This window comes from Angelakisella massiliensis (assembly GCF_900104675.1).
Lineage (GTDB): Bacteria > Bacillota > Clostridia > Oscillospirales > Ruminococcaceae > Angelakisella > Angelakisella massiliensis.
The window spans coordinates 2,128,935-2,152,744 of sequence record NZ_LT629945.1 but is presented as its reverse complement, the minus strand read 5'-3'; the positions used below and the strand labels follow the sequence as shown (position 1 = coordinate 2,152,744).

At 58.8% G+C, this 23,810-nt stretch carries 21 protein-coding genes and 1 pseudogene; 10 read left to right on the top strand and 12 right to left on the bottom strand.

Translation table 11 applies throughout. The annotated features are described in order from the left end of the window. Positions 1 to 16: 16 nt before the first annotated feature. The 10 genes and pseudogenes from BQ5383_RS15545 to BQ5383_RS15500 form a co-directional block, all read left to right on the top strand. Positions 17 to 259: a hypothetical protein gene (locus BQ5383_RS15545; protein WP_071433484.1), complete on the top strand. Its 243-nt coding sequence runs from the start codon at positions 17 to 19 to the stop codon at positions 257 to 259. A gap of 40 nt (positions 260 to 299) precedes the next feature. Next, positions 300 to 506, top strand: coding sequence for a hypothetical protein (locus BQ5383_RS15540; RefSeq protein ID WP_071433482.1), 207 nt, complete (start codon positions 300 to 302; stop codon positions 504 to 506). 13 nt (positions 507 to 519) lie between these two features. Further along, entirely contained in the window at positions 520 to 1,107 is a 588-nt protein-coding gene (locus BQ5383_RS15535) for a hypothetical protein (RefSeq protein WP_071433480.1), read from the top strand. A gap of 12 nt (positions 1,108 to 1,119) precedes the next feature. After that, entirely contained in the window at positions 1,120 to 1,785 is a 666-nt protein-coding gene (locus BQ5383_RS15530; protein WP_071433478.1) for a lytic transglycosylase domain-containing protein, read from the top strand. Between the two features lie 97 nt (positions 1,786 to 1,882). Further along, the gene (locus BQ5383_RS21215) at positions 1,883 to 2,407 is read left to right on the top strand and encodes a hypothetical protein (RefSeq protein WP_071433476.1); all 525 of its coding nucleotides are present in this window, start codon (positions 1,883 to 1,885) and stop codon (positions 2,405 to 2,407) included. An 11-nt stretch (positions 2,408 to 2,418) separates the two neighbouring features. Next, positions 2,419 to 3,651: a DUF2800 domain-containing protein gene (locus BQ5383_RS15520; protein ID WP_071433474.1), complete on the top strand. Its 1,233-nt coding sequence runs from the start codon at positions 2,419 to 2,421 to the stop codon at positions 3,649 to 3,651. Next, on the top strand, positions 3,644 to 4,246 hold the full coding sequence (locus tag BQ5383_RS15515; RefSeq protein ID WP_071433472.1) for a hypothetical protein: 603 nt from the start codon (positions 3,644 to 3,646) through the stop codon (positions 4,244 to 4,246). Before BQ5383_RS15520 ends, BQ5383_RS15515 begins: the two co-directional genes overlap by 8 nt. 19 nt (positions 4,247 to 4,265) lie before the next feature. Continuing rightward, positions 4,266 to 4,943, top strand: coding sequence for a DUF2815 family protein (locus tag BQ5383_RS15510; protein ID WP_071433470.1), 678 nt, complete (start codon positions 4,266 to 4,268; stop codon positions 4,941 to 4,943). Between the two features lie 12 nt (positions 4,944 to 4,955). Then, a complete protein-coding gene (locus BQ5383_RS15505; protein ID WP_071433468.1) occupies positions 4,956 to 6,944 on the top strand; it encodes a DNA polymerase in 1,989 nt (662 codons plus the stop codon). A 92-nt stretch (positions 6,945 to 7,036) separates the two neighbouring features. Continuing rightward, positions 7,037 to 7,864 (top strand): annotated as a pseudogene (locus BQ5383_RS15500) (IS30 family transposase); the annotation flags it as partial. A gap of 185 nt (positions 7,865 to 8,049) precedes the next feature. Here the strand turns inward: BQ5383_RS15500 and leuS are convergent. From leuS to topA, 12 genes are all read right to left on the bottom strand, one after another. After that, a complete protein-coding gene (gene leuS, locus BQ5383_RS15495) occupies positions 8,050 to 10,455 on the bottom strand; it encodes a leucine--tRNA ligase (protein ID WP_071433464.1) in 2,406 nt (801 codons plus the stop codon). Positions 10,456 to 10,522: 67 nt separating this feature from the next. After that, a complete protein-coding gene (rsfS, locus tag BQ5383_RS15490; RefSeq protein WP_071433463.1) occupies positions 10,523 to 10,888 on the bottom strand; it encodes a ribosome silencing factor in 366 nt (121 codons plus the stop codon). Next, entirely contained in the window at positions 10,885 to 12,066 is a 1,182-nt protein-coding gene (gene nadD / locus BQ5383_RS15485; protein WP_071433461.1) for a nicotinate (nicotinamide) nucleotide adenylyltransferase, read from the bottom strand. The genes rsfS and nadD overlap by 4 nt, the downstream gene beginning before the upstream one ends. Positions 12,067 to 12,159: 93 nt before the next feature. Beyond that, complete coding sequence (gene yhbY / locus BQ5383_RS15480; protein ID WP_071433459.1) at positions 12,160 to 12,450, bottom strand: ribosome assembly RNA-binding protein YhbY; 291 nt, start codon at positions 12,448 to 12,450, stop codon at positions 12,160 to 12,162. A 73-nt stretch (positions 12,451 to 12,523) separates the two neighbouring features. Further along, positions 12,524 to 13,114 (bottom strand): RdgB/HAM1 family non-canonical purine NTP pyrophosphatase, encoded by a 591-nt coding sequence (gene rdgB / locus BQ5383_RS15475; RefSeq protein WP_071433457.1) that lies wholly within the window; start codon positions 13,112 to 13,114, stop codon positions 12,524 to 12,526. Then, positions 13,111 to 14,019, bottom strand: coding sequence for a signal recognition particle-docking protein FtsY (ftsY, locus tag BQ5383_RS15470; protein WP_071433455.1), 909 nt, complete (start codon positions 14,017 to 14,019; stop codon positions 13,111 to 13,113). Before ftsY ends, rdgB begins: the two co-directional genes overlap by 4 nt. An 18-nt stretch (positions 14,020 to 14,037) precedes the next feature. Beyond that, the gene (gene smc, locus BQ5383_RS15465) at positions 14,038 to 17,610 is read right to left on the bottom strand and encodes a chromosome segregation protein SMC (RefSeq protein WP_071433453.1); all 3,573 of its coding nucleotides are present in this window, start codon (positions 17,608 to 17,610) and stop codon (positions 14,038 to 14,040) included. Continuing rightward, positions 17,607 to 18,605, bottom strand: coding sequence for an elongator complex protein 3 (locus tag BQ5383_RS20850; protein ID WP_071433451.1), 999 nt, complete (start codon positions 18,603 to 18,605; stop codon positions 17,607 to 17,609). The genes smc and BQ5383_RS20850 overlap by 4 nt, the downstream gene beginning before the upstream one ends. Before the next feature lie 2 nt (positions 18,606 to 18,607). Then, positions 18,608 to 19,285 carry a ribonuclease III gene (gene rnc, locus BQ5383_RS15455; RefSeq protein WP_235821998.1) on the bottom strand — a complete coding sequence of 226 codons (678 nt, stop codon included), beginning with the start codon at positions 19,283 to 19,285 and terminating at the stop codon, positions 18,608 to 18,610. A 16-nt stretch (positions 19,286 to 19,301) separates the two neighbouring features. Next, positions 19,302 to 20,333, bottom strand: coding sequence for a phosphate acyltransferase PlsX (gene plsX, locus BQ5383_RS15450; protein ID WP_071433447.1), 1,032 nt, complete (start codon positions 20,331 to 20,333; stop codon positions 19,302 to 19,304). Positions 20,334 to 20,363: 30 nt separating this feature from the next. Then, the gene (gene trmFO / locus BQ5383_RS15445; protein WP_071433445.1) at positions 20,364 to 21,680 is read right to left on the bottom strand and encodes a methylenetetrahydrofolate--tRNA-(uracil(54)-C(5))-methyltransferase (FADH(2)-oxidizing) TrmFO; all 1,317 of its coding nucleotides are present in this window, start codon (positions 21,678 to 21,680) and stop codon (positions 20,364 to 20,366) included. Then, complete coding sequence (gene topA, locus BQ5383_RS15440) at positions 21,677 to 23,773, bottom strand: type I DNA topoisomerase (RefSeq protein WP_071433443.1); 2,097 nt, start codon at positions 23,771 to 23,773, stop codon at positions 21,677 to 21,679. Before topA ends, trmFO begins: the two co-directional genes overlap by 4 nt. Positions 23,774 to 23,810 lie beyond the last annotated feature (37 nt).

Genomic DNA, 23,810 nt, shown 5'->3' with positions numbered 1-23,810 from the left:
GAAAAGAGGTGAAATCATGGCAAGCTACGCTTTCGCCACTCTCCAGGCCCGGCAAAAGCTCCAGGAGCTCTGGGAGCAAGGCATGGCGGTCGAGGACATGTCCACCGCCCTGGAGGTCCCCCTGTCCACTCTCTACACGGAACTGCGCCGGGGCCGCTCCGGGGACCGCCTCCCTGACCAACGATTGCAATATGACGCCTCCCTTGCCCAGCTCAGGATGCAGCAGGAACTTGAGCGGCGGGGAAAGCAGAGCCGCTAAGAGATGCACCCGCTTTTCACAAAATCAAAGGAGGCACACCATGAAACCCATTATTTTGAGGACACGGGCCAGCACCGATGAGTGCATCGGCACCGTCCGGCTCACCCCGGAGGCGGAGAAAGTTGTCAGGCGGCTCCGCTTTAAGACCGGATTGCCCATCCGCCAGATTGTTTCTGAAATCATCGTCCAGGCGGAAAGCCTCATTGACATTTCCGGGGACGATGACGAGGACGAAACCGAACAATAAGGAGGACATACCAATGAAAACCCCTGTTTTGAACATCGCCACCGGCAAGACCGTGGACTATCACGGGGAGCCCTGCCTGGTGCTGGAGCACCGCAAGGACGGCACCCTCATGCTGCACCTGGACCAGATGACCCACGCCTTTGGCAGCACCAACAACTTTGCCGCCAGCTCTCTGCGGGCCCACCTCAATGGTCCCTACCTGCGGAGCCTCACGGACGGCAACCCAGATGAGATCATCACCCGCACCGTGGACCTCACCGCTCTCAACGGCTCCAAAGAGTACGGCACCTGTGAGTGCAAGGTGGCCCCGCTCACCCTGGATGAGCTCCGCAAGTACCATGACATCCTGCCCCTGCCGGAGCGCTTTGAGTGGTCCGTCACCCCCTGGAGCACCCCCAAGGTCAATGAGGATGAAACCTGGGTCATGGGCCTGCACTCCAATGGCAGTATCAACTACAGCCGCTGCAACCTCTCCGTCGGGTCCCGCCCCGCTTTCCTCATTCCCTCCTCCCTCACCGTGGAGGTTGAGGACACCAACCCCCTGGAACAGTACAGCATCCGTGAGCTGGCGGAGGAGCTTTTCCGCCGCATCAACAGCTAAGGGGTGAGCTCCATGGCCACCCATGAAACCACCCGGGGAGCTGCCAGGCGGAAACACCGCCGCAACTATGGCCCGGTCATCATCCTGGCGCTGGTGTGCGCCGCCATTTTCACCGCTGGTTATTGCGTGGGGGTGAGGGCCGCTGACAAAGCGGTCCCCACTCTCCCGGAGCCGGTCCTGGAAAGCACCAGCACGCCGGAGCCCGCCGATGAGCCAAGCGTGACCCCCTCCACGGAGGAGGTCCTCTGGCGGGATGACATAGTGACAGACGGCAACCTCCTGGACTATGACCTCCAGGTGACCATGCAGGCCTGTTGTGAGGAGTACGGCGTCCCATACGCTCTGGCGCTGGCCGTGGCCGATGTGGAAAGCCGCTTTGACCCGGATGCCGCCAGCAGCACCAATGACTATGGCCTCATGCAAATCAACAAGGTCAATCATGGGTGGCTCCTGGAGCAAGGGATTGACCCCATGACACCAGCCGGAAACATTGAGGCCGGTGTCCTGTTCCTCTCCGACTACCTCACCGCCTACGGGGACCCGGAAATGGCCATCATGGCCTACAACTGCGGCCCCTCCGGCGCTCAAAAGCTGTGGGCCTCTGGTACATACCACACGGAGCACTCCATCAAGGTCATGGACCGCTTTGACTACTGGACAAGCATTTTGGAGGACTGAGCCATGCCGTATTACTGGACCTGCCCCTATTGTGGGGCCAACCTGGACCCCGGAGAGAAATGTGACTGCCAAGAAAACGCAAAGGAGGATGACATCCATGATGGAAATGAAAATCACCGTTGAGGCTCCCGATCTGGCCGCCTCTATCTTGAAACTGGCTGAGGCCATCGCCTCCGGCCCGGACCCGGCGCTGCTCATCCCGGATGAGCCGTTGCCGGTTTCCGCCTATCCCACTACGCCCGCCCCTGTGGCTCCTGTGCCCCCCGTGGCGGCTCCTGTGAGCCCTGCGCCGGTAAACCCTACCCCGGGACCTGCGCCCACTATGGCGGCTCCTGTGGTGGCCCCCAGCCCCTCTCCCACGCCTGTGACCAATGCGCCGACTGCTGGCCCGACATCTGCCGCCCCTGGTAACACCCCCGCCCCCGCTGTGCCTGTTGCGGGAGCCCCCACCTATACCCTGGACCAAATCTCCCGGGCCGGTGCCTCCCTGGTTGACGCCGGGAAGATGCAGCAGCTTTTGGAGCTCCTGGGCCGCTATGGCGTGCAGGCCGTCACCCAGCTCAAGCCGGAGCAGTATGGCGCTTTCGCCACGGAGCTCCGGGGCCTGGGCGCTCAGATTTAAGGAGGTGCCCCATGCCTCCTGAGAAACACGCTTTGCTTTCTGCCTCCTCCGCCTCCCGCTGGCTCAAGTGTACGGCGGCCCCCCGCTTTGAGGAGGGGCTGCCGGAGAACACCAGCGAGTATGCGGAGGAGGGCCGCCTGGCCCACGCCATTGGTGAGCTCAAGGTCCTCAAGAAATGCACCCCCATGAGCACCCGGACCTACAACACCCGGCTCAATAAGCTCAAGAAAAACCCCCTCTATGACCCGGAGATGGACAAGACCACGGACCTCTACCTGGAGCACATCACGGAGCAGGTCATGGACTATGACAGCGCCCCCACCGTGGCCGTGGAGGTCCGGGTGGACTTTTCGGACTATGTGCCGGAGGGCTTTGGCACCTGTGACTGCTGCATCATCGGCGGCGATCTGCTGAGCATCACCGACTACAAGCACGGCAAGGGCGTCCCGGTTTCCGCCGTGGGCAACCCGCAAATGAAACTTTACGCCCTGGGAGCGCTCAGGCGCTATGCCGCCGTGTTCGGTGACACCATCAAGCGGGTCCGCATGACCATTGACCAACCCCGGCTGGACAGCTACACCACGGATGAAATCACCGTGGAGGAGCTGAGGGCCTGGGGCGAGAGTATCAAGCCCATCGCCCAGCGGGCCTTTTCCGGTCTGGGTGAGTTTGTTCCCGGTGACCATTGCCGCTTTTGCCGTGGCAAGGCCCAATGCCGGGCCCGTGCCAATGTCAACACCGCCCTGGAGGACTTCAAGGACTGTGTGCCTGCCGGAGCATGGGAAGAAAAGGCGGAGGCCCATGTTGCTGCCGGTGGGGTGGTAAACGGCACGCCGCCCCCGCTCCTCACGGATGCTGAGATTGGCGATCTGCTGGAGCGTGGGGCTCACCTTGTCCAATGGTACAAAGACCTGGAGGAATACGCCACGGAGGCTTTGAAAAACGGCAAGGAAATCCCTGGCTGGAAACTGGTGGCGGGCCGGAGCAATCGGACCTTTACCGACCAGGACGCCGCCATCCAGGCCGTCATTGCCGCTGGATATGATGAGGCCCTGGTCTATGACCGTAAGCCCAAGACGCTCTCTGAGCTGGAGAAACTCATGGGCAAAAAAGAATTTGCGGAGAAGATTGGTAGCTTTGTGACCAAGCCCCTGGGCAAGCCCACCCTTGCCCCGGCCTCTGACAAGCGGGAGGCCTATGCCCCCGCCGCTGCTGATTTTGCTGGGGTGGCATCCGATGCTTAAATATAACACCTGCGCCCACGCCCGGCCAAGGCTCCACCCATTCACTCCTGCGGACCTCAAAGACCATGACCCGGTTTACCCGGTGGCTCCCTGCTGCAAGAAAGCGGTGAGCTACAAGGTGGCGGAGCCCAGGAGCTACATTTCCGCCATCCCTGACCGGGACCGCTGTGAAAGCTGCCCCATGTTTACGGACCCAGACACACTCATCTCCATGCAGGCGGACACATTCCATGCGGACATCTACATGGACCGGCTGCTGGACCTGCCTGTCACGAACATCCGAAAGCTCATCAAGCTCATCCTCTCTGACACCTGGGCCAACGCTGAGGCCGTTGAACGGCTGACCGCCTATCTGGAGAACATTGTGGAGGAGAGCAAACAGGCCTGGAAACTGGCCTCTCAAGAGTATGTGGATAACTACCGCAGCACCACATACCTCAAGAGCTATCTCCCCAAAAAGGAAGTGGCGGAGATAACCAAGAACAACAAGCGCCTGACCCGCAAGGTCAGGGCCGCCAAGGCCCGGCATGACCGCTGGGCGAAAATCCAGTCTATCTGGGCAGATGCCCGTGATACGAAACACCCAATGAATTAAGAAAAGGAGATCAAGGACTATGTATCAGAATGACCCCATGAAAGTGCTGACCGGAGAGGTGCGCCTCTCCTACTGCAACCTGACCACCCCCCGGGCCGCCCAGCAGGGCGGTGAGCCCAAGTATTCCGTCACCCTGCTCATCCCCAAGACGGACACGGCCACCAAGGCAGATATTGATGCCGCCATCAACGCCGCCGCTCAGGAGGCCTTGACCAAGGTGTGGAACGGTGCCCGGCCCCCCATCATGGCTATCCCTGTCTGGGATGGGGACGGCGTGCGGAAATCCGGCGTGCCCTTTGGCGATGAGTGCAAGGGCCACTGGGTCATCACCGCCAGCACCAAGAACAAGCCCCAGGTGGTGGGCATCGACAACATCAACTGTGAGCTGGCCCCCTCCGACATTTACAGCGGCATGTATGGCCGTGTGACCATCCGCTTTTTCGGCTACTCCAACAGCGGAAACAAGGGCGTGGGCTGTGGTCTGGGCAATGTCCTCAAGACCCGTGACGGGGAGCCCCTGAGCGGCCAGGCATCTGCCGCCTCTGACTTTGCGGGCATCGGTGCCTCCCCTGTGGCGGCCCCTGCTGCTCCCGTACCCGGCACCCCGTACACCGGCCACGCTGGGGCCATCCCCACCAACACGCCGCCCTGGAACGGCGGCAACGGCATCAACCCCATCACTGGTCAGCCCATGTAAGGAGGCCCACTCATGCACCATCTCAGCATTGACCTTGAAACCTACTCCAGCGTGCCGCTGGCAAAGGCCGGTGCCCAGAAGTACATCCAGAGCCCGGACTTTGAAATCCTGCTCTTTGCGTTCGGCCTGGATGGTGCGCCTGTTGAAATCATCGACCTGGCACGGGGGGAGCGGCTCCCCCCGTGGCTGGTCCAGGCTATCACCAGCCCGGAGTATATCAAGCACGCCTACAACGCCCCCTTTGAGTGGGGCTGCCTCTCAAAGTATATGGGCACCCTGCCCCCCAACCAATGGCGCTGCACCATGTTCCATGGCCTCTACTGCGGCTACACGGCAGGCCTGGATGCCACTGGCAAGGCCCTGGGGCTCCCCCAGGACAAGCAAAAGCTCAACACCGGCAAGGCCCTCATCCGCTATTTCTGCATACCCTGCAAGCCCACAAAGGCCAACGGCCAGAGGACCCGCAACCTGCCCCAGCACGACCCCGCAAAATGGGAGCTTTTCAAAGAGTATTGCAAGCAGGATGTGGTCACGGAAATGGAGATTGAGCGGCGGCTCTCAGCGTTTATGCCCCCGGACTGGGTGCAGAAACAATGGGAAACGGACCTCATCATCAACGCCCGGGGCGTGGCCGTTGACCTGGAGCTGGTCACCGGGGCCCTATACCTGGGTGACACCGTGCGCCAAAACCTCACAGCGGAGGCCGTGCGGCTCTCCGGCCTGTCCAACCCCAACAGCGTGGCCCAGCTCTCCGCATGGCTCCAGGAGGAGATTGGTGAGGAGCTGGCCGATCTGAGAAAGGACACCGTGGCCCGCCTGCTGGGCCGTGACAATAACAGCGCCCAGGTGAGCCGCATGTTGGAAATCCGGCAAGAGCTGGGCAAGACCTCCACCAAAAAGTATGACGCCATAGAGGCCGCCGTCTGCGAGGATGGCCGGGTCCGGGGGCTGCTCCAATTCTATGGAGCAAACCGGACGGGCCGCTGGGCCGGGCGGCTGGTGCAGGTGCAAAACCTGCCCCGGACCTACACGGAGCCGCTGGACCTGGCCCGTGAGCTGGTCAAGACCCGCAAGCTGGACGCCCTGCGGCTCATCTATGGCAGCGTGCCTGACACCCTCAGCCAGCTCATCCGCACGGCCTTTGTGGCCCCGGAGGGGCATGTCCTCATTGATGCTGACTTTTCAGCCATTGAGGCCCGTGTCATCTCCTGGCTGGCCGGTGAACAATGGCGGCTGGAGGTGTTCCGCACTCACGGCAAAATCTATGAGGCCTCTGCCTCTCAGATGTTCGGCGTGCCTCTGGAGCTCATCAAAAAAGGAAACCCAGAGTATGCGCTCCGGCAAAAGGGCAAGGTGGCTGAGCTGGCCCTGGGCTACCAGGGCAGCACCGGGGCCCTCATCACCATGGGAGCCCTGGACATGGGGCTCACTGAGGAGGAGCTGCCGGACATCGTGAGCCGCTGGAGAGAGGCCAACAAGCGCATCCGTGACCTCTGGTATTCCATGGACAATGCCGCCGTCCAGGTCATCACGGAGGGCGGCAGCGTGGGCGTCAATGGCCTGCTGCTGGCCCGTGAGTATGACTATGACAACGGCACCGACTGCCTCACCATCCTGCTCCCATCCGGGCGCAAGCTCTACTACATCAACCCCAGCATTGGCCAGAACGAATGGGGGCGGCCCTCCATCTCCTACATGGGCATGGACCAGAAAACCAAGCGGTGGAAACGCATCGAAACCTACGGCGGCAAGCTGGTGGAGAACTGCGTGCAGGCCATCGCCCGGGACTGCCTGGCCGCATCCATTGACCGGCTGGAGGCCGCCGGGCTCCCGGTGGTGTTCCATGTGCATGATGAGGTGGTCATTGATGTGGCCCCCTTTGCAGATGAGGACACCATGCTTTCCACCGTCTGCTCCATCATGGGGGAGCCGGTGCCCTGGGCACCTGATCTGCCCCTCAAAGCTGCTGGCTGGGTGGGCTACTACTTCACCAAGGATTAAAAGGGAGGCGCATAAAATGCCTAAATATTGTTACAAGGAAATAAATTTCCGGCCTGACAGTTTACGCCTCATCGACACCATCAACGGGGTCATACAGGGACTTTCTCAAGGACAAGGGCCGGGACCTCAAGATTGGCAAGGACCACGCCCTGGCCCGGCGGCTGGAGGAGCTGGTCATGGTCCAGGGCTTTGCCCCCGGAGCCGCCCTTGCGGAAATCCGAAACAACGGGGAAGTCTATGACACCGTGATATGTGAGAACACGCTCTATAATTACATCTACCGTGGGGATGTGTTCCTCCACCTCACCCCGGAGCACCTGCACAACAAGGGCCGCCGCCACTACGCCGCCAAGAGCAAGCGGCAGGCCGCCCGGAGCTCCAACGGCAAGAGCATTGAAAACCGCCCCCAGGAGGTCAAGGGCCGGGGCAGTTTTGGGCATTGGGAAATGGACAGTATCATGGGGTGCAAGGGCTCCAAAAAGACCCTCCTGGTCCTCACCGAGCGCCGGACCCGTATGGGCATTGTGATGCTGCTGGAGGACCACACGGCGGCCAGCGTAGTCAAGGCCATCAACAGCCTGGAGCGCCGTTTTGGCAAGCTGTTCTATAAGCTGTTCAAGAGCATCACGGTGGACAATGGCTGTGAGTTTCAAGACTTCGAGGGCATCGAGGCCGCCCACCGGCGCAAGGGCAAGCGGACCATTGTGTTTTTCTGCCACCCATACAGCGCCTTTGAGCGGGGGTCCAATGAGAACATGAACAGACTGATTAGACGGTTTTTCCCCAAGGGCACCAGCTTTGACACCGTAAAGCCGGAGGAGGTGAGGGCGGCAGAGAGGTGGGTGAACAACTACCCCCGCAAGCTGCTGGGGTGGCAATCGGCGGCCACGCTCTTTGAAAAAGAGCTCCTGTCCGCTTGACGGGGAATAAGAAAAGCAGCCGGATGAGATTTACCCATCCGGCTGGCTTGCCATGTTATTTTGTTGTGAAAACGCCCAACAGGGGCGCTTTTTATTTATGCGCTTTGCTGTTTTTTCTTGATTTATGCAAATTTCTATTGACTTTTAGCGAGATATTCCCAAACAGGAACAAAAAATCCCGGATATTATTTGGCTACAATGTTCAGCAGCTTGCCCTTGACGTAAATTTCCTTGACCACGCTCTTGCCTTCCAGGGCTTGGCGGACAGCCTCGTTCTCCATAGCAGCAGCCTTCACTTCCTCCTGGGAAGCGTCGGGAGAAACCATCAGACGAGCCTTGATCTTGCCGCAGATCTGTACGACAATTTCCACCTGCTCATCCACACACTTGGCGGGATCATACTGAGGCCAGGTCATATAGGTGAGCAATGTGGTGTTGCCCATCCGCTCATTGAGCTCCTCGGTCAGGTGAGGGGCGAAGGGATTGAGCAGGGTGATAAAGGTAGCCATTTCCCCTCTGGTGATGCTTCCCTTGTCGCTGATCTCATTGAGCAGGGACATGAGCGCCGCGATGGCGGTATTGAACTTCAGGTTCTCGATATCCTCGGAAACCTTTTTGATGGTCTTGTGGAAAGAGCTCTCCAGTTCCTTGGAATAGCCTTCCTCATCGGTCATCACATCAAACAGTCCGCAAACACGCTCCAAAAAGCGCTTGCAGCCCTTGATGGAAGAGGTCTTCCAGGGAGCGGTCTTTTCAAAGTCGCCGATGAACATCTCATACAGACGCATGGTGTCCGCGCCGTACTGGTCGATGACCGCGTCGGGATTGACCACGTTGCCCCGGGATTTGGACATCTTCTCGCCGTTCTCACCCAGGATCATGCCGTGGCTGGTACGCTTCTTATAAGGCTCGGGCGTTCCCACCACGCCGATATCATACAGGAACTTGTGCCAGAACCTGGAATAGAGTAGGTGCAGAGTGGTGTGCTCCATACCGCCGTTGTACCAATCCACCGGCAGCCAGTAATCCAGCGCTTCTCTGGAGGCCAAAGCCTTGTCGTTGTGGGGATCGCAGTACCGCATGAAGTACCAGGAGGAACCGGCCCACTGAGGCATGGTGTCCGTTTCCCGCTTGGCGGGGCCGTGGCAGTGAGGACACTCCACATTCACCCAATCATCCAGATGGGCCAGGGGGGATTCGCCGTTGTCGGTGGGCTCGTAGCTCTGGACCTCCGGCAGACGCAGGGGCAGCTCGCTCTCATCCAGCGGCACATAACCGCACTTCTCGCAGTAAATCACAGGAATGGGCTCACCCCAGTAACGCTGACGGGAGAACACCCAGTCTCTCAGCTTATAGTTGACCTTGGGATGACCCTTGCCGTTTTCCTCCAGCCACTGGATGATCTTCTTTTTGGCTTCCTCCACAGTCAGGCCGTCCAGGATGCCGGAATTGACCATCACGCCGGTCTCACAATCGGTAAAGGCCGCTTCCTCCACATTGCCGCCCTTGACCACTTCGATGATGGGCAGGCCGAATTTCTTGGCAAACTCCCAGTCTCTGGTATCATGGGCGGGAACAGCCATAATGGCTCCGGTGCCGTAGGTCATCAGGACATAGTCGGAAATAAAGATGGGAATCTCTTTTCCGGTGACAGGGTTGATGCCCCGGACCCCTTCCAGCTGTACGCCGGTCTTGTCCTTGGCCACTTCGGTGCGCTCAAAATCAGACTTCTTGGCGGAAGCCTCCTGATAAGCCCGCACCGCATCCATATTGCCGATGCGGTCAGCCCACTTCTCAATATAAGGATGCTCCGGAGAAATAACCATATAGGTGGCGCCGTACAGGGTATCGGGACGGGTGGTATAAACTGTCAGAAGATCCCCGGCGGTGGTGCCGAAATTCACCTCGGCGCCGGTGGAGCGGCCGATCCAGTTGATCTGGGAGGTCTTGACCCGGTCGATGTAGTCCACCAGACCCAGGTCATCGATGAGACGCTGGGCATACTCGGTGATGCGGAGCATCCACTGGCTCTTGACCTTGTGAACCACTTCGCTGCCGCACCGCTCACAAACACCGTTGACTACCTCTTCATTGGCCAGCACGCATTTGCAGGAGGTGCACCAGTTGACGGACATCTCCTTTTTATACGCCAGGCCCTTCTTGAAAAGCTGCAGGAAGATCCACTGGGTCCATTTATAATAATTGGGGTCCGTGGTGTTGATCTCCCGGCTCCAGTCAAAGGAAAGGCCCAGGCTCTTCAGCTGCTCCTTGAAGTGCGCCACATTCTTCTCGGTGACGATTTCAGGATGAATATGATTTTTAATGGCAAAGTTTTCGGTAGGCAGGCCGAAAGCATCCCATCCCATGGGATACAGAACATTATAGCCTTCCAGACGGCGCTTTCTGGCCACGATATCCAGCGCGGTATAGGACCGGGGATGGCCCACATGAAGTCCCTGACCGGAAGGATACGGGAACTCCACCAGTGCGTAATACTTGGGCTTGGAATAATCGTTGGAGGCGGCGAAGCACTGCTCGTCGTCCCAACGTTTTTGCCATTTTGCTTCGATTTCCTTAAAATCGTACTTCAACGTATACCACCCTTTTGTGTTTATACTTCTTTTGATCCGCGCAGCGGCGGGACGCTCAAAAACAACCTTAATCGGCGGTCAGCAGATCGTCGATATCAATGCGGGGAGCATCGGACCACAACCGCTCGATGCTGTAAAACTCCCGGGTCTCCTTATAAAAGATGTGGACCACCACATCATAGTAATCCATCAGAATCCACAGCGCGGACTGATAACCCTCCACCCGCTTGGGCTCCAGGCCCATCTTGGACAGGTGATCCTCCACCTCTTCCGCCAGTGCCTTCACCTGGGTGTTGCTGCTGCCGGAAGAGATGACAAAATAATCCCCGATGGTGGACAGATCCTTGATCTTCAGCGCGGTGATATCCAGCGCCTTTTTCCGGTCCAGAACAGTAACGATTTCCCGCATAAGTTCTTCAGGGGTTAAATTCATTGAAATCCTCCATTACGCTTTTTTAGGCAATATTCATTATAAGCTTCTATGGTATCCCGGCAGATGAGTTCTCCCCTTCCCGCCAGGTCCGCCACAATAAACTGCAAAGCGCCGTAAACGCCATCCTCCAGGGACCGCTCCGCCCGCTGCCGCATTTCTTCCACATCAGGATAGTGCCGGTCAGACGAGGTGAGGTCCGCCAGATAGACAATCCGCTCCAGCAGCGTCATCCCTTTCCTGGCAGTGGTATGGTACCGCACCGCGCCCACCAGACGCTGATCGGTGATGCCCCACTGCTTCTGGATATACAGAGCCCCCGCGTAGCTGTGAAGCAGCTGAGGCTGCTGCCGGAACTGGATTTCATTTATTATACCAGACTCCAACACCATTTGCAATAAAACATCCTTGTCCATGTTCTTGCAAACATCATGTAAAATACCGCCCGCTGCCGCCAGATTGGGGTCACAGCCATACAGCTGGGCCAGATGGGCCGCCTGCTGTTCCACACACAGGGTATGGTGGAAGCGGTAATCGCTGAGCAAAGGACGAACCAGCGCCCGCAGCTGTTCCAGATCATAGGGAGCGCGGTACAGCTCATGGTCCTGAATGTAGGAGAGAACTGTGGGAGGAACCCGGTCGCTTTTTCTGGTATCCCGCAGCTGCTGCCGCACTTCGGTGGAAGAAAGCTCCTCCACGGGATTTTCCATGAGAATGGAATGGATTCCTTCCTCCTCCAGTGTCTTCTGCTGCCGCCGAAGGGCGTCCAAATCATCTTCCTGTCTGGATGCCACCAAAAGCTCGGCCATCCCACCAATCTCCTGCCACTGCCGCCACTCACGGAAGGTGAGAAACATATCGGTACCCATCATCAGCAGCAGCCGGTCATGGGGATATTTTTCCCTCAGGTAGGTCATGGTGTCTACCGTATAGCTTTTTCCTCCCCGGTTCAGTTCAAAATCCTCTACCGACAGCCAGGGCAAGCCCTCCGCCGCCAGACGGCACATAGCAGCCCGATCCTCTCCCGGCGCCAGATCCGGCGCCAGCTTATGAGGCGGATATGCCGCCGGAACCAGCAATACCCGGTCCGCGCCAAAACGCTCCTTGGCCCAACGGCAGATCCCCAGATGTCCGTTATGGATCGGATTGAAGCTGCCTCCATATACAACAATGGACGCCATGAAATTCCTTTCCCTCCCTGAAGACTGCCGGCCTGTGAGCCATCATTTTCAGTCTTCCCACTCATTTTCCACAATTTCTTCAGAACCCGCTTTTTAATCCAGCTGGATCACAGGCTCCTTCTCATTGCGCCGGTACAGCACCAGACGGCGGCCGATCACCTGGACCGGCTCAGAATTAGTAGCTTCGGTCAGTACGCCCATAGCCTCTCTGGGGGTCTCGGGAGCGGTTTCCAGAACATGGAGCTTGATCAGCTCCCGGGCAGTGAGGGCATCATCCACCTGCTTGATCAGCTGATCATTGATGCCTCCCTTGCCGATCTGCAAAATAGTTTCCATCGTATTGGCGAGGCTGCGCAGCTTCGCCCGCTGTTTGGATGTAAGCAAATTGATTTCTCCTTTTTGATCAAATTCTAAAATTCAAGCTTCCGGCCATGATGCCGGAGCTGTTGGATCATTTTTACTTCCGGTGCCGCTCCTCCATCAAACGGCTGAACTGACGCAGGGCGTTGCCCCGGTGGCTGACGGCATCCTTCCGCTCCCCGTCCAGCTGAGCGAAACTCTCCTCCCCCACCAGGAACAACGGATCATAGCCGAAGCCGTTGTCCCCCTGCAGGGCAAAGGCGATATGGCCCTCGCAGGTTCCCTGGCAATGGATGACCTCTTCCGGGGACAGCACACAGCAGATAGCGCTGACAAAACGGGCTGTCCGCCGCTGCATAGGTACTCCTTCCAGCTCCCGGAGCAGCTTGCGGTTGTTGGCGGCATCGTCATGGCCCTCCCCGGCATAACGGGCGGACCATACACCAGGAGCGCCATTCAGTGCGTCCACACACAGTCCGGAATCATCCGCCACGGTGGGCAGACCGGTCCGCTCAAAAATAGCCCGGGCCTTTTTTTCCGCGTTCTCAGCAAAGGTGACGCCGTCCTCCTCCACCTCAATACCGGGGCAGACTTCCTCCTGGCTGACCACCTCATAACCCAGGGGCGCCAGAATCCGGTCAAATTCCCGCAGCTTGTGCGCGTTGCGGGTAGCGATGATGATCTTCATCCCTCTCCCTCCTCAAACAGCAGCGCCGTGGCATAATCCCAGGCGGAGAAGGGCTTGAGGTCGTCCATCTGCTCCCCCACACCCACAAACTTGATGGGAAGGCCCAGCTGATCCCGGATGGAAATGACCACGCCGCCCTTGGCGGTACCGTCCAGCTTGGTCAGGACGATGCCGGTGACGCCGCAGGCCTGAGCAAACAACTTTGCCTGATTCAGACCGTTCTGACCGGTGGTGGCATCCAGCACCAGCAGCACCTCCTTGGAACTGTCCGGGGCTTCCCGGGCGATGACCCGCCCCATCTTCTCCAGCTCATCCATGAGGTTTTTCTTGTTATGGAGCCGTCCGGCGGTATCGCAGAGGATCACGTCCACGCCACGGGCCTTACCGGCGGAAATGGTGTCAAACACCACCGCTGCCGGGTCAGCCCCTTCCGCGTGACGCACGATCTGACAGCCGCACCGCTGGGCCCAGATCTCCAGCTGCTCCCCGGCGGCTGCCCGGAAGGTGTCGGCGGCGCCCATAAGCACCGTCTTGCCCTGCTGCTGCAAATAGTGGGTCAGCTTGCCGATGGTGGTGGTTTTGCCCACGCCGTTGACCCCCACCATGAGGATCACCGCCGGCTTGCCGCTCAGGTCCAGTTCCTCGTCCGGGGAAAGGATCTCCACGATCACATCCCGCAGGTGACTGCGGAGATTATCGGAGCGGATCTCCTTCTTTTTCAGTTTTGCTCCCAGCATGGAGCAGATCTTCCCGGCGGTGGCCACGCTGACATCCGAGAGGATGAGGATTTCCTCCAGCTCCTCCAGGGTCTCCTCAGTGATCTTGCCGGAAAAGCTGTCGATCTGCATGGACAGATTGTTCCGTGTTTTTTTCAGCCCTTTGGTCAGAAAACTCAGAAATCCCATTGGTCCGCTCCTTCTTCCTTATAGTTTCAGGTTCAGCTTCTGCTCCAGCTCGCTGATATTCAGCCTCAGCAGCTTGGAGACGCCTTCCTCCTCCATGGTAACACCGTAGAGGACATCCGCTTCCTCCATGGTGCCACGGCGGTGGGTGATGGCGATAAACTGGGTCCGGTCGGTCATCCGCCGGAGATAGGCGGCGAACTTACCCACATTGACGTCGTCCAGAGCCGCTTCGATCTCATCAATGAGAACAAAAGGCGCGGGACTTACCTTGAGGATGGCAAAATAGATACAGATAGCGATAAACGCCTGCTCACCACCGGAGAGGGCGGAAAGGTTCTTGATGATCTTGCCCGGGGGCTGCACAAAAATATCGATGCCGCTTTCCAGGGCGTCGGTGGGATCGGTCAGCTTCAGCTCGCCCTTGCCGCCGCCGAACAGCTCCTCGAAGATCTGGCCGAAATTGCGGTTGATTGCCGCGAACTTATCCCGGAAAATCATGGTCATCTGAGCTGCCAGCTCGGTGATCATCCGGGTCAGCTCCGCCTTGGACCGCTCCACATCTCCGATCTGTTCTTTCATAAACTCATACCGCTGAGCGATTTCCTTATACTCCTCAATGGCGGAGAGGTTGACGCTGCCCAAAGCCTTGATGCGGCCCCGCAGCTCTCCCAACCTCCGCTGGGCGGCGGCGCTGTCCTCCAGGGGAATGGCCTGATCCGCCGCCTCGCTGCGGGTCAGCTCATACTCATCCCACAGCTTGGAGGCCAGAGCATCGTGATCGGCGGAAACAGAGCGGCTCCGCTCCTCCAGCCTTCCCTGCTCTCCCGCCGCTGCTTCCCGCTGGACGGTGGCATCCCGCTCCTCCTGGCGCAGGACAGTAGCCTGTCCCTCATACTGCTGCTGTTCGGTCAGCTTTCGCTGGATCTCCTGGTTCTTTTCCTCGATGAGCCGCTGACCATCCCCGGTCATAGCCTGAATAGAGGCGATCTCCTCCCGGATATGGGCGTTTGCCTCCTCCAAGCTCTGACGGCGCTCTGTCAGCTCCTCTTTTCTGGCGGCGCTGCCTTCCTTCTGCTGACGCAGAGTATCCAAAGCATTCTGCGCCATCTGACAGTCTTTTTCCAGCTCCGCCAGACGCACCTGACCGGTGGTAATCTTCTCGCCAGTCTCCTCCTGACCCCGGACCAGAGCATCCCGCTCACCCTGAGTTTCAGTCAGCTGCGCCGTCAGCTGATCCCGGCTCTGCTCCATCTGGCGCACCAGATCTCCGGAGCTGACCCCCTGTTCCTTAAGGGTCTCCATCCGGGCAGTCAGCTGGTCAAACTCCTTTGCCGCCTGCTTGCCCCGCTCCTCCGCCTCGGAGATGCTCATGGACAGGCGCTTGTCCTCTGCTGATGCCTGAATCAGGTCTTCTCCTGCGGTGCGGGCTTCCCCGTCCACACCGGCCAGCAGAGCCTCAATGGAAGCGATTTCCTTACGGGCCGCTGCCAGCTGCTGCTCCAGCTCATCGGACTGGGCGGTGATCTCCTTGGCTTCGGCGGTGAGGCTGTCGATCTCGTTTTTCCGGCTGAGGATGCTGCCGCTGCGCCCCACCGAACCACCGGTGAGAGAACCGCCTGCGTTGACCACCTGGCCGTCCAGGGTGACTACCCGGTAACGGCTGCCGGAAGCCTTTCCGATGGCGATGGCAGCATCCAGATCCTCCGCGATAATGATCCGTCCCAGCACCCAGTCCACAATGGACCGGTACCGGTCCTTGCACCGGACCAGCCGGGCCGCTACATCAATATAGCCCTCCTTTGTCTCCAAAGCAGGCTCTTTCAACTGATTGCCCCGGATGGTGCTCACCGGCAGGAAGGTGGCCCGTCCGCCCTTCCGCTCCACCAGCAGGGAGATGGCCCGTTTGGCCACACTCTCGTCCGCCACCACAATGTTCTGCATGGCGGCTCCCATGGCGATCTCAATGGCGGTGGCATATTGCTGGTCCACCTGAATAAGGGAGGAAAGAGGGCCTTCCACTCCCCGCAGAGCGCCGGAACCGGCGGCTTTCATCACCATTTTCACACTGCCGGAAAAGCCTTCCATGTTCCTTTCCATGTCGGTAAGAACCTGGGCACGCTGAAGCTTCTCCCCGGCGGCCTTTTCCAGGCTCCGCTGGCGGGCTTCCAGCTGGGCGATCTTTTCCTTTTTGCCGGAAAGCTTATATTCATAGCCGCTGCGGGTGTTGTGCAGCCCCTGGATACGCTCCTGGAGCTCCTCCATGAACTGCTTGTTTTCCTGCTGCTCCTGACGCAGACGCAGCAGCCCCTCGTCCTTTTCCTGAGACTGACTGCGGAGCACCTCCAACCGGGCCAAAGTCTCCTGAGCCAGAGTAGCCGCTGTCTCGCTGGAAACCCGCGCCCGTGCGATCTCCTCCTGCATCTGGGTACGCTGAAGTTCCAGCGCCTCAATGCGCTTGGCGAAAAGCTGGATCTGCTCCCGCTGCTGACGGGCAGTCTCCCGCAGCTGCTCCAGACCTTCCTTCTCCGCTGTCAGCTGGCGGCGCCGCTCAGACAGCTCCTCTTCCCGGGCTGCCAGCTGCTGCTCCATCTGGTCGGCGGTGGCGGCGCTGCTTTCCAGCTCCTGCCGGATGCTTTGGATGGAGGCGTCGTTATGTACGATATCATTCTCCTTAACGGCGATATCAGTACGGGCATTGGCCAGACGCTCCTCCAGCTCCTTGATCTCAGTCCGCTTGCGGTCCATATAAATGGTGCAGTCCTGTTGACGGCTGGTGTTCTCCTCCAGCTTGGCTTCGATCTCATCCAGACGGCTTTGAGCGGAGGCCCGGTCCCGCTTCGCGATCAGCAGCTTATCCTCCAGCTCCCGCAGCTGCTCCCGCAGCTTGTCCATCTTTTCCAGCCACAGGGAAATCTCCAGGGACTTCTTCTCCTGGGCCAGCACCAGAAACTGCTGGGCCTTGTCGGACTGGGCCTTCAGCGGGGCCACCCGCCCTTCCAGCTCTCCCATAATGTCCCGCAGACGCACCAGATTTTCCTCCGCCTGCTCCAGACGACGCTCCGCCTCTCCCTTGCGGTAGCGGAACTTGGAAATACCGGCGGCTTCCTCAAAAATCTCCCGCCGCTGGGTACTTTTGGCGCTGACGATCTCAGCGATCTTGCCCTGCTCGATGATGGAGTAACCGTCACGGCCCAAGCCGGTGTCCATAAAAATTTCATGGATATCCCGCAGGCGCACCGGACTGCCGTTGATCAGGTACTCGCTTTCGCCGCTGCGGTACAGCTTTCGGGTGATGATCACCTCGTCATTGTCCACCTCAATGGTCCGGTCCCTGTTATCGATGGTAATGGACACCCAGGCATAGCCCTGAGGCTTCCGGTTTTGCGTGCCTCCAAAGATAACGTCCTCCATCTTGGCTCCCCGGAGGGATTTGCTGGACTGCTCGCCAAACACCCATTTGACCGCGTCGCTGACGTTGCTTTTACCGCTGCCGTTGGGGCCCACCACGGCGGTGATGCCGTCCTCAAAGGTCAGCTTCGTCCGGTCGGCAAAAGACTTGAAGCCCTGTAATTCAATGGCCCTTAATTTCAATGGTGTGCCTCCACTTCCAAAGTATAATCCAGCAGCTGATCCGCCACCTCTACCGTAATCCGGCAACCCGCCTGTTCCAGCCGGCGGATATTTCGCCGCTTTTGTCCCAGCACCTGGGACGCCTTTCGCCGGGAAACCCGCAACAGCAGCCGTTTTTCTCCCAGCGCCTCCGCTTCCGCCAGCAACCGGCGGAAGTATCGCTCATTCTGACAAAGCTCCCCCAATGCCGGGTGGAAACAGCCTCCCACCGCCTGGCTTTCCAGGAGCTCCGAGGTCTGGAGCCCCAGGCGTATTACCTGGATTCCCCGCTGTTCAAACAGCTCCAGCAGATCGGCGCAGAGGGGAACAGTCTCCTCCACCCCCGGCGGATGATACCGTCCCGCCAGCATTTCCTCTTCCAGCTGGGTACCGGAAAGGACCACCGTAGGATAGATCCGCATGGTGTCCGGCTCCAGTTTCGCCAGGGCACGGCCTGTTTCCAGGTCCTTTTCCCGGCTGCTGCCGTAAAGGCCGGTCATCATCTGCAGCCCCAGGGAAAAGCCCCGGGACCGGATGAGACGGGACGCTCTGACCACTGAAGCGCTGTCATGTCCCCGCCGGTTCAGTTCCAGCACCCGGTCATCCATGCTTTGGGCGCCCAACTCAATGGCCGTGACACCATAATGCTCCAGCAGATCCAGAATCTCCCCATCCACTGCATCAGGACGGGTGGAAATCCGGATGCCCTTCACCCTGGGATGCGCCCGAAAGGACTGCACCCCTTTCAAAAGCCCTACCATCCGCTCTCTGGGGATGGCGGTGAAGCTGCCGCCGAAAAAGGCGATTTCCACCTTTCCCACCCGTACCGGAAGATGTGCCAGCGCCTCCCCACACAACGCCGCCGCTTCCTCAGGTGTGGGCATGCCGCCGCTGCCGGAGATGGTTCGCTGGTTGCAGAAGCTGCACTGCTGGGGACATCCCTCATGGGGAACAAAGATCGGAATATTCCCCGCCACGGTCAGCCTTTCAGTTCGCCCATCAGCTCCAGGGCTTCCTTGGCCGCCAGCTGTTCGGCGCCTTTCTTGCTGTGAGAAGCGCCTCTGCCGATGACGTTGCTGTTGAGACGGACCTCCACCTCAAAATGCTTGTCGTGGTCCGGTCCTTCTTCCCCCACCAGGACGTAGGTAACCTTCTCCTCCGGGTTTTGCTGGATGATCTCCTGGAGCATGGTTTTATAATCTACAAAGGCGTGGCGGGTGCTCCGCTCCAGCTCCTCTGTGGCAAAGCGGAGAATAAACTCCCGGGCAGGCTCAAATCCGCCGTCCAGGTAAATGGCGCAGATAAGAGCCTCAAAGGCGTCGGAGACGATGGAAGCCCGGTTGCGGCCCCCCATCTGCTCCTCACCCTTACCCAGCAGCAGTTCCTCTCCCAGCTTGATCTCCTGGGCGAAGCGGAACAGGGATTTTTCACAGACGATCCCCGCCCGGATTCGGGTCAGATCCCCTTCATCCAAATGATAGCGGTGGAAAATATAGTCCGACACCGCCAGGGACAAAATGGCGTCCCCCAGAAATTCCATCCGCTCGTTGCTCTCCGGTTTTTCCCGGGATTCGTTGGAGTAGGAGGAATGGGTCAGTGCCCGCCGCAGATATTGGGGATTCTTAAAAGTATATTGGATGCGTTCTTCCAGTGACACGGATGTTCCTCCTTTATCAGTCCTGCCGGGAATCAGGGGCCGCCTCGGACTGAGCGGCTTCCATCACCGCCAGACCTTCCTCAATGCCCTTGATGATGTTGCCGTCGCAGCACCGCTTGGCCTGACGGATGGCGTTCTTGATGGCCTTGGCGTCGGAAGAGCCGTGAGCTTTGATCACCGGTTTCCGGGCGCCCATGAGCATAGCGCCGCCATGTTCCTTATAATCAAACTTTTTCTTGAATTCCTTCAGCTGGCCGCTTACCAGCACCGCTCCCAGCTTGGTGGCAAAGTTGGTCAGAAAGATGCCCTTCAGCTCGTTCTGGAACATCTTACCCATGCCTTCCACCATCTTCAGCAGCACATTGCCAGTGAAGCCGTCGCACACCGCCACATCACAGCCGCCCAGAGGGATCTCCCGGGGCTCGATATTGCCGATGTAGTTGAGGTGGCTGTCCCGAAGCAGGCGGTTGGTTTCCACCTGAAGATCGGTGCCCTTGCTGTCCTCGGTGCCGATATTCACCAGACCCACCCGGGGCTTCTCCACCCCGTAGACCCGGTTCATATAGATGGAGCCCATCATGGCGAACTGACGGAGCATCTCGGGGCGGCACTCGGAATTGGCTCCGGAATCCGCCAGCATATAGCAGCCGGTCTGGCTGGGGATGACGGTGCCGATCATGGCCCGTTTGATGCCCTTGATCCGCTTGACGATCAGGGACGCTCCCACCACCAGCGCTCCGGTGCTTCCGGCGCTTACAAAGGCGTCGCCGGAGCCATCCGCCAGCAGCTGGAATCCCTTGCACATGGAGGAATCACTGTATTGTTTCAGAAGCTTAGTTGGTTCCTCCTCCACCGGCATGACGCCGGGAGCATGGACGATCTCCATCCCCTTGAGGTCCACCTGATTTTCCTGAGCCGCAGCCTTGATCTTTTCCTCATCGCCGGTGAGGATGATCTCCACCCCCAGCTCATCGATGGCCTGACGGCAGCCCTTTATGATTTCCACCGGGGCATGATCCCCGCCGAAAGCGTCTACAATGATCTTCATCGCTCCACAACTTCCTTCCCGCAAAGCCCATTACAGAGCCGTTTGTTCACAGTATTCCTTCATTTGTTCCAGAGCCCGCTGCGCCAGCGCCTGATACCGCTGCTCCTTGCTTCGGATGTGCTCCGGCAAAGCCGGCAGGATACCCATATTGCTGCCCATGGGCTGAAAATCCACCACGCCCGGGTTGCTGATATACCGGCACAGGGCGCCGGTCATGGTTTCCGCCGGAGGTACAGGGGCCTGTCCGCCCCGCAGCTCCACCGCCAGGCTCCGGCCTGCCACAATACCGCTGACCGCCGATTCGATGTATCCTTCCACACCGGTGATCTGTCCCGCAAAGCGCAGTCCGGGCCGCTCCTTTAACCGGAAGGTGCCATCCAGCAGCCGGGGAGAATCCAGAAACGTGTTCCGGTGCATCACTCCATACCGGGCAAACTCCGCGTGCTCCAGGCCGGGGATCATGGAAAACACCCGCTTCTGTTCCGGGAACAGGAGATTGGTCTGGAAGCCCACGATATTATAAAGGGTCCCCTCGTTGTTCTCCCGCCGCAGCTGGAGATTGGCCCAGGGGCGTTTGCCGGTGCGGGGGTCCTTGATGCCCACCGGGCGCATGGGGCCGAAGCGGATGGTATCTTTTCCCCTTTTGGCCATTACCTCAATGGGCATGCAGCCTTCGTACACCTTAAAATATTCCCACTCAAAGGGTTTTAATTCCACCGTTTTGGCGGTAATAAGAGCTTCGTAAAAGCGCTCATATTCCTCCTGAGTGAAAGGACAGTTGATGTAATCCGCATCTCCCCGCTCATACCGGGTGGCAAAAAAGGTCTTTTCATGGTCCAAAGATTCATAAGTGACAATGGGCGCCGAAGCGTCATAAAAGCTGAGATACCGCTCCCCGCACAGCTTGCCGATGGCATCAGAAAGGGCCTGGGAAGTGAGGGGGCCGGTGGCCACGATTACCGGGTCCTCCGCCGGCAGCTCCGTCACCTCTTCCCGCTCCACGGTGATGAGGGGATGGGCCATGATTTTCTCCGTCATCAAAGCGGAAAACTTCTCCCGGTCCACCGCCAACGCTCCTCCGGCGGAAACAGCAGTTTCCCCGGCGCAGGCAAGCACCAGGGAACCCATCAGACGCATCTCTTCTTTCAGCAGCCCTGCGGCGGAAATCAGCCGGGTGGCCTTGAGGGAATTGGAGCAGACCAGCTCCCCCAGGCCGGGGTTTTTGTGGGCGGGGCTGTACCGCTGAGGCTTCATTTCCTTGAGCAGCACCGGAATACCGCTGTTTGCCAAAGCCCATGCAGCCTCACAGCCGGCAAGACCGCCGCCGATGACCATCACCTGCTTCATTCCTCGTCCGCTCCCTTTTCATAGCCGCAGCCTTCCTTGAGGCAGTGGACCTTTTTCATTTTGCCTGTGGTACGGAACAGGGTGGAGCCGCACTTGGGGCATTTATCCGCCAGGGGGGTATCCCAGGTCATAAAGCCGCACTTGGGGTTATCCTCGCAGCCATAATAGCCTCTGCCTGCCTTGGACTTTTTGGCCAGCACCCGCTTGCCGCAGACAGGGCAGGTACCGGGTGTCTCCTGTACCAGCTTCTTGGTGTTGCGGCACTCGGGGAAACCGGGACAAGCCAGGAATTTGCCGAAGCGGCCATGCTTGATGACCATTTTCCGGCCGCATAGCTCGCAGACCACGTCGGTCTCCTCATCCGGCACCTTCATCCGGGTACCGTCCATATTCTTCTCTGCCTGCTGGAGGGTGGCGTCAAAGTCCTGGTAGAAATCTTCCATCATCTTCTCCCAGTCCACTTCGCCGTCCTCCACCTGGTCCAGCTTGCTCTCCATATCGGCGGTAAAGGCGGCATCCACGATCTTGGGGAACTGCTCCTCCATCAGCTTGGTGGTCACTTCACCCAGGGCGGTGGGCTTGAGGGCCTTCTGCTCCCGCTCCACATAACCTCTGGTCTGGATGGTGGACAGGGTTGTGGCATAGGTACTGGGGCGTCCGATACCGTTTTCTTCCAGCTCCTTAATAAGGGAAGCCTCGGTGTACCGGGGTGGGGGCTGGGTAAAATGCTGGTTGGGTTTCAGCTCATTCACAGCCAGCTGCTCTTCCTCAGTGAGGGTGGGCAGACGGCCGCCGCCCTCCTCATTGCTGTCGGTGGTTTCGGTATAAAGGACTGTAAAGCCATCAAACTTTACATTGAATCCTGATGCCTTGAACAGGTGTTTTCCGGCGGAAATATCCACAGAAACAGTATCCAGCAGGGCGTTTGCCATCTGACTGGCAATAAACCGTTCCCAGATGAGCTTATACAGCTTATACTGCTCTGTTGTCAGGTTGGCCTTCACCTTCTCCGGGGCCAGCTCGATCATGGTGGGACGGATGGCTTCATGGGCATCCTGGGCGTTCTTCTTGGTTTTGAACACCCGGGGCTTGGACAGCGCGTAGGCCTCTCCATAGGTAGCGCGGATGTACTTATCCGCCTCCGCCAGCGCCTCATCGGAAATGCGCAGAGAGTCGGTTCTCATATAAGTGATCAGACCCACCGCTCCCAGGCCGTCGATCTCCACACCTTCATACAGCTCCTGGGCCACCTTCATGGTCCGCTTGGCCTGATAGCTCAGACGGCGGGAAGCATCCTGCTGGAGCGTGGAGGTGATAAAGGGCGGAGCGGGAGATTTCTTCCGCACACCCTTTTTGATATTGGAAACAGTGAATGGGGTATCTTTGATCTCCGCCAGAATGGCTTCCGCCTGCTCCTGGGTCTTGATCTCCTGCTTCTTGCCATCCGCGCCGTAGTACTTGGCGGGAAAAGGCTTCTTTTCCTCCCGTTTGCCCTCGGTGCGGGAAAGCATGGCGTCGATGGACCAGTATTCCTCCGGCTTGAAGGCCCGGATCTCTTCTTCCCGGTCCACGATCATCCGCACTGCCACAGATTGCACCCGTCCGGCGGAAAGACGGGGACGGATCTTTTTCCACAGGAAGGGACTGATCTTATAGCCCACGATCCGGTCCAGCACACGGCGGGCCTGCTGGGCATCCACCAGCTGCATATCCAGCTTCCGGGGATGATCCATACCATTTTTAACACCGGTACGGGTGATCTCATTGAAGGTGACCCGGTTGGGCTGGTTGGTATCCACCCCCAGGATCTCCGCCAAATGCCAGGAAATCGCCTCTCCTTCCCGGTCAGGGTCGGTGGCCAGATAGACCGTCTCACTCTTTTTGGCGGCGGATTTCAGCTTTTTGATCAAATCCTCTTTACCCTTGATGGGCTCGTATTTAGGTTGGAAGTGGTTCTCCACATCCACACCCAGCTTGCTTTTGGGCAAATCCCGGACATGGCCCATGGAGGCCATTACCTCATAACCGCTGCCCAGATATTTTTTGATGGTGTTCGCCTTGGCCGGCGACTCAACGATCACAAGTTTTGACATTTCATAACCTACCTATAAACTAAGATATGCAAGTCTG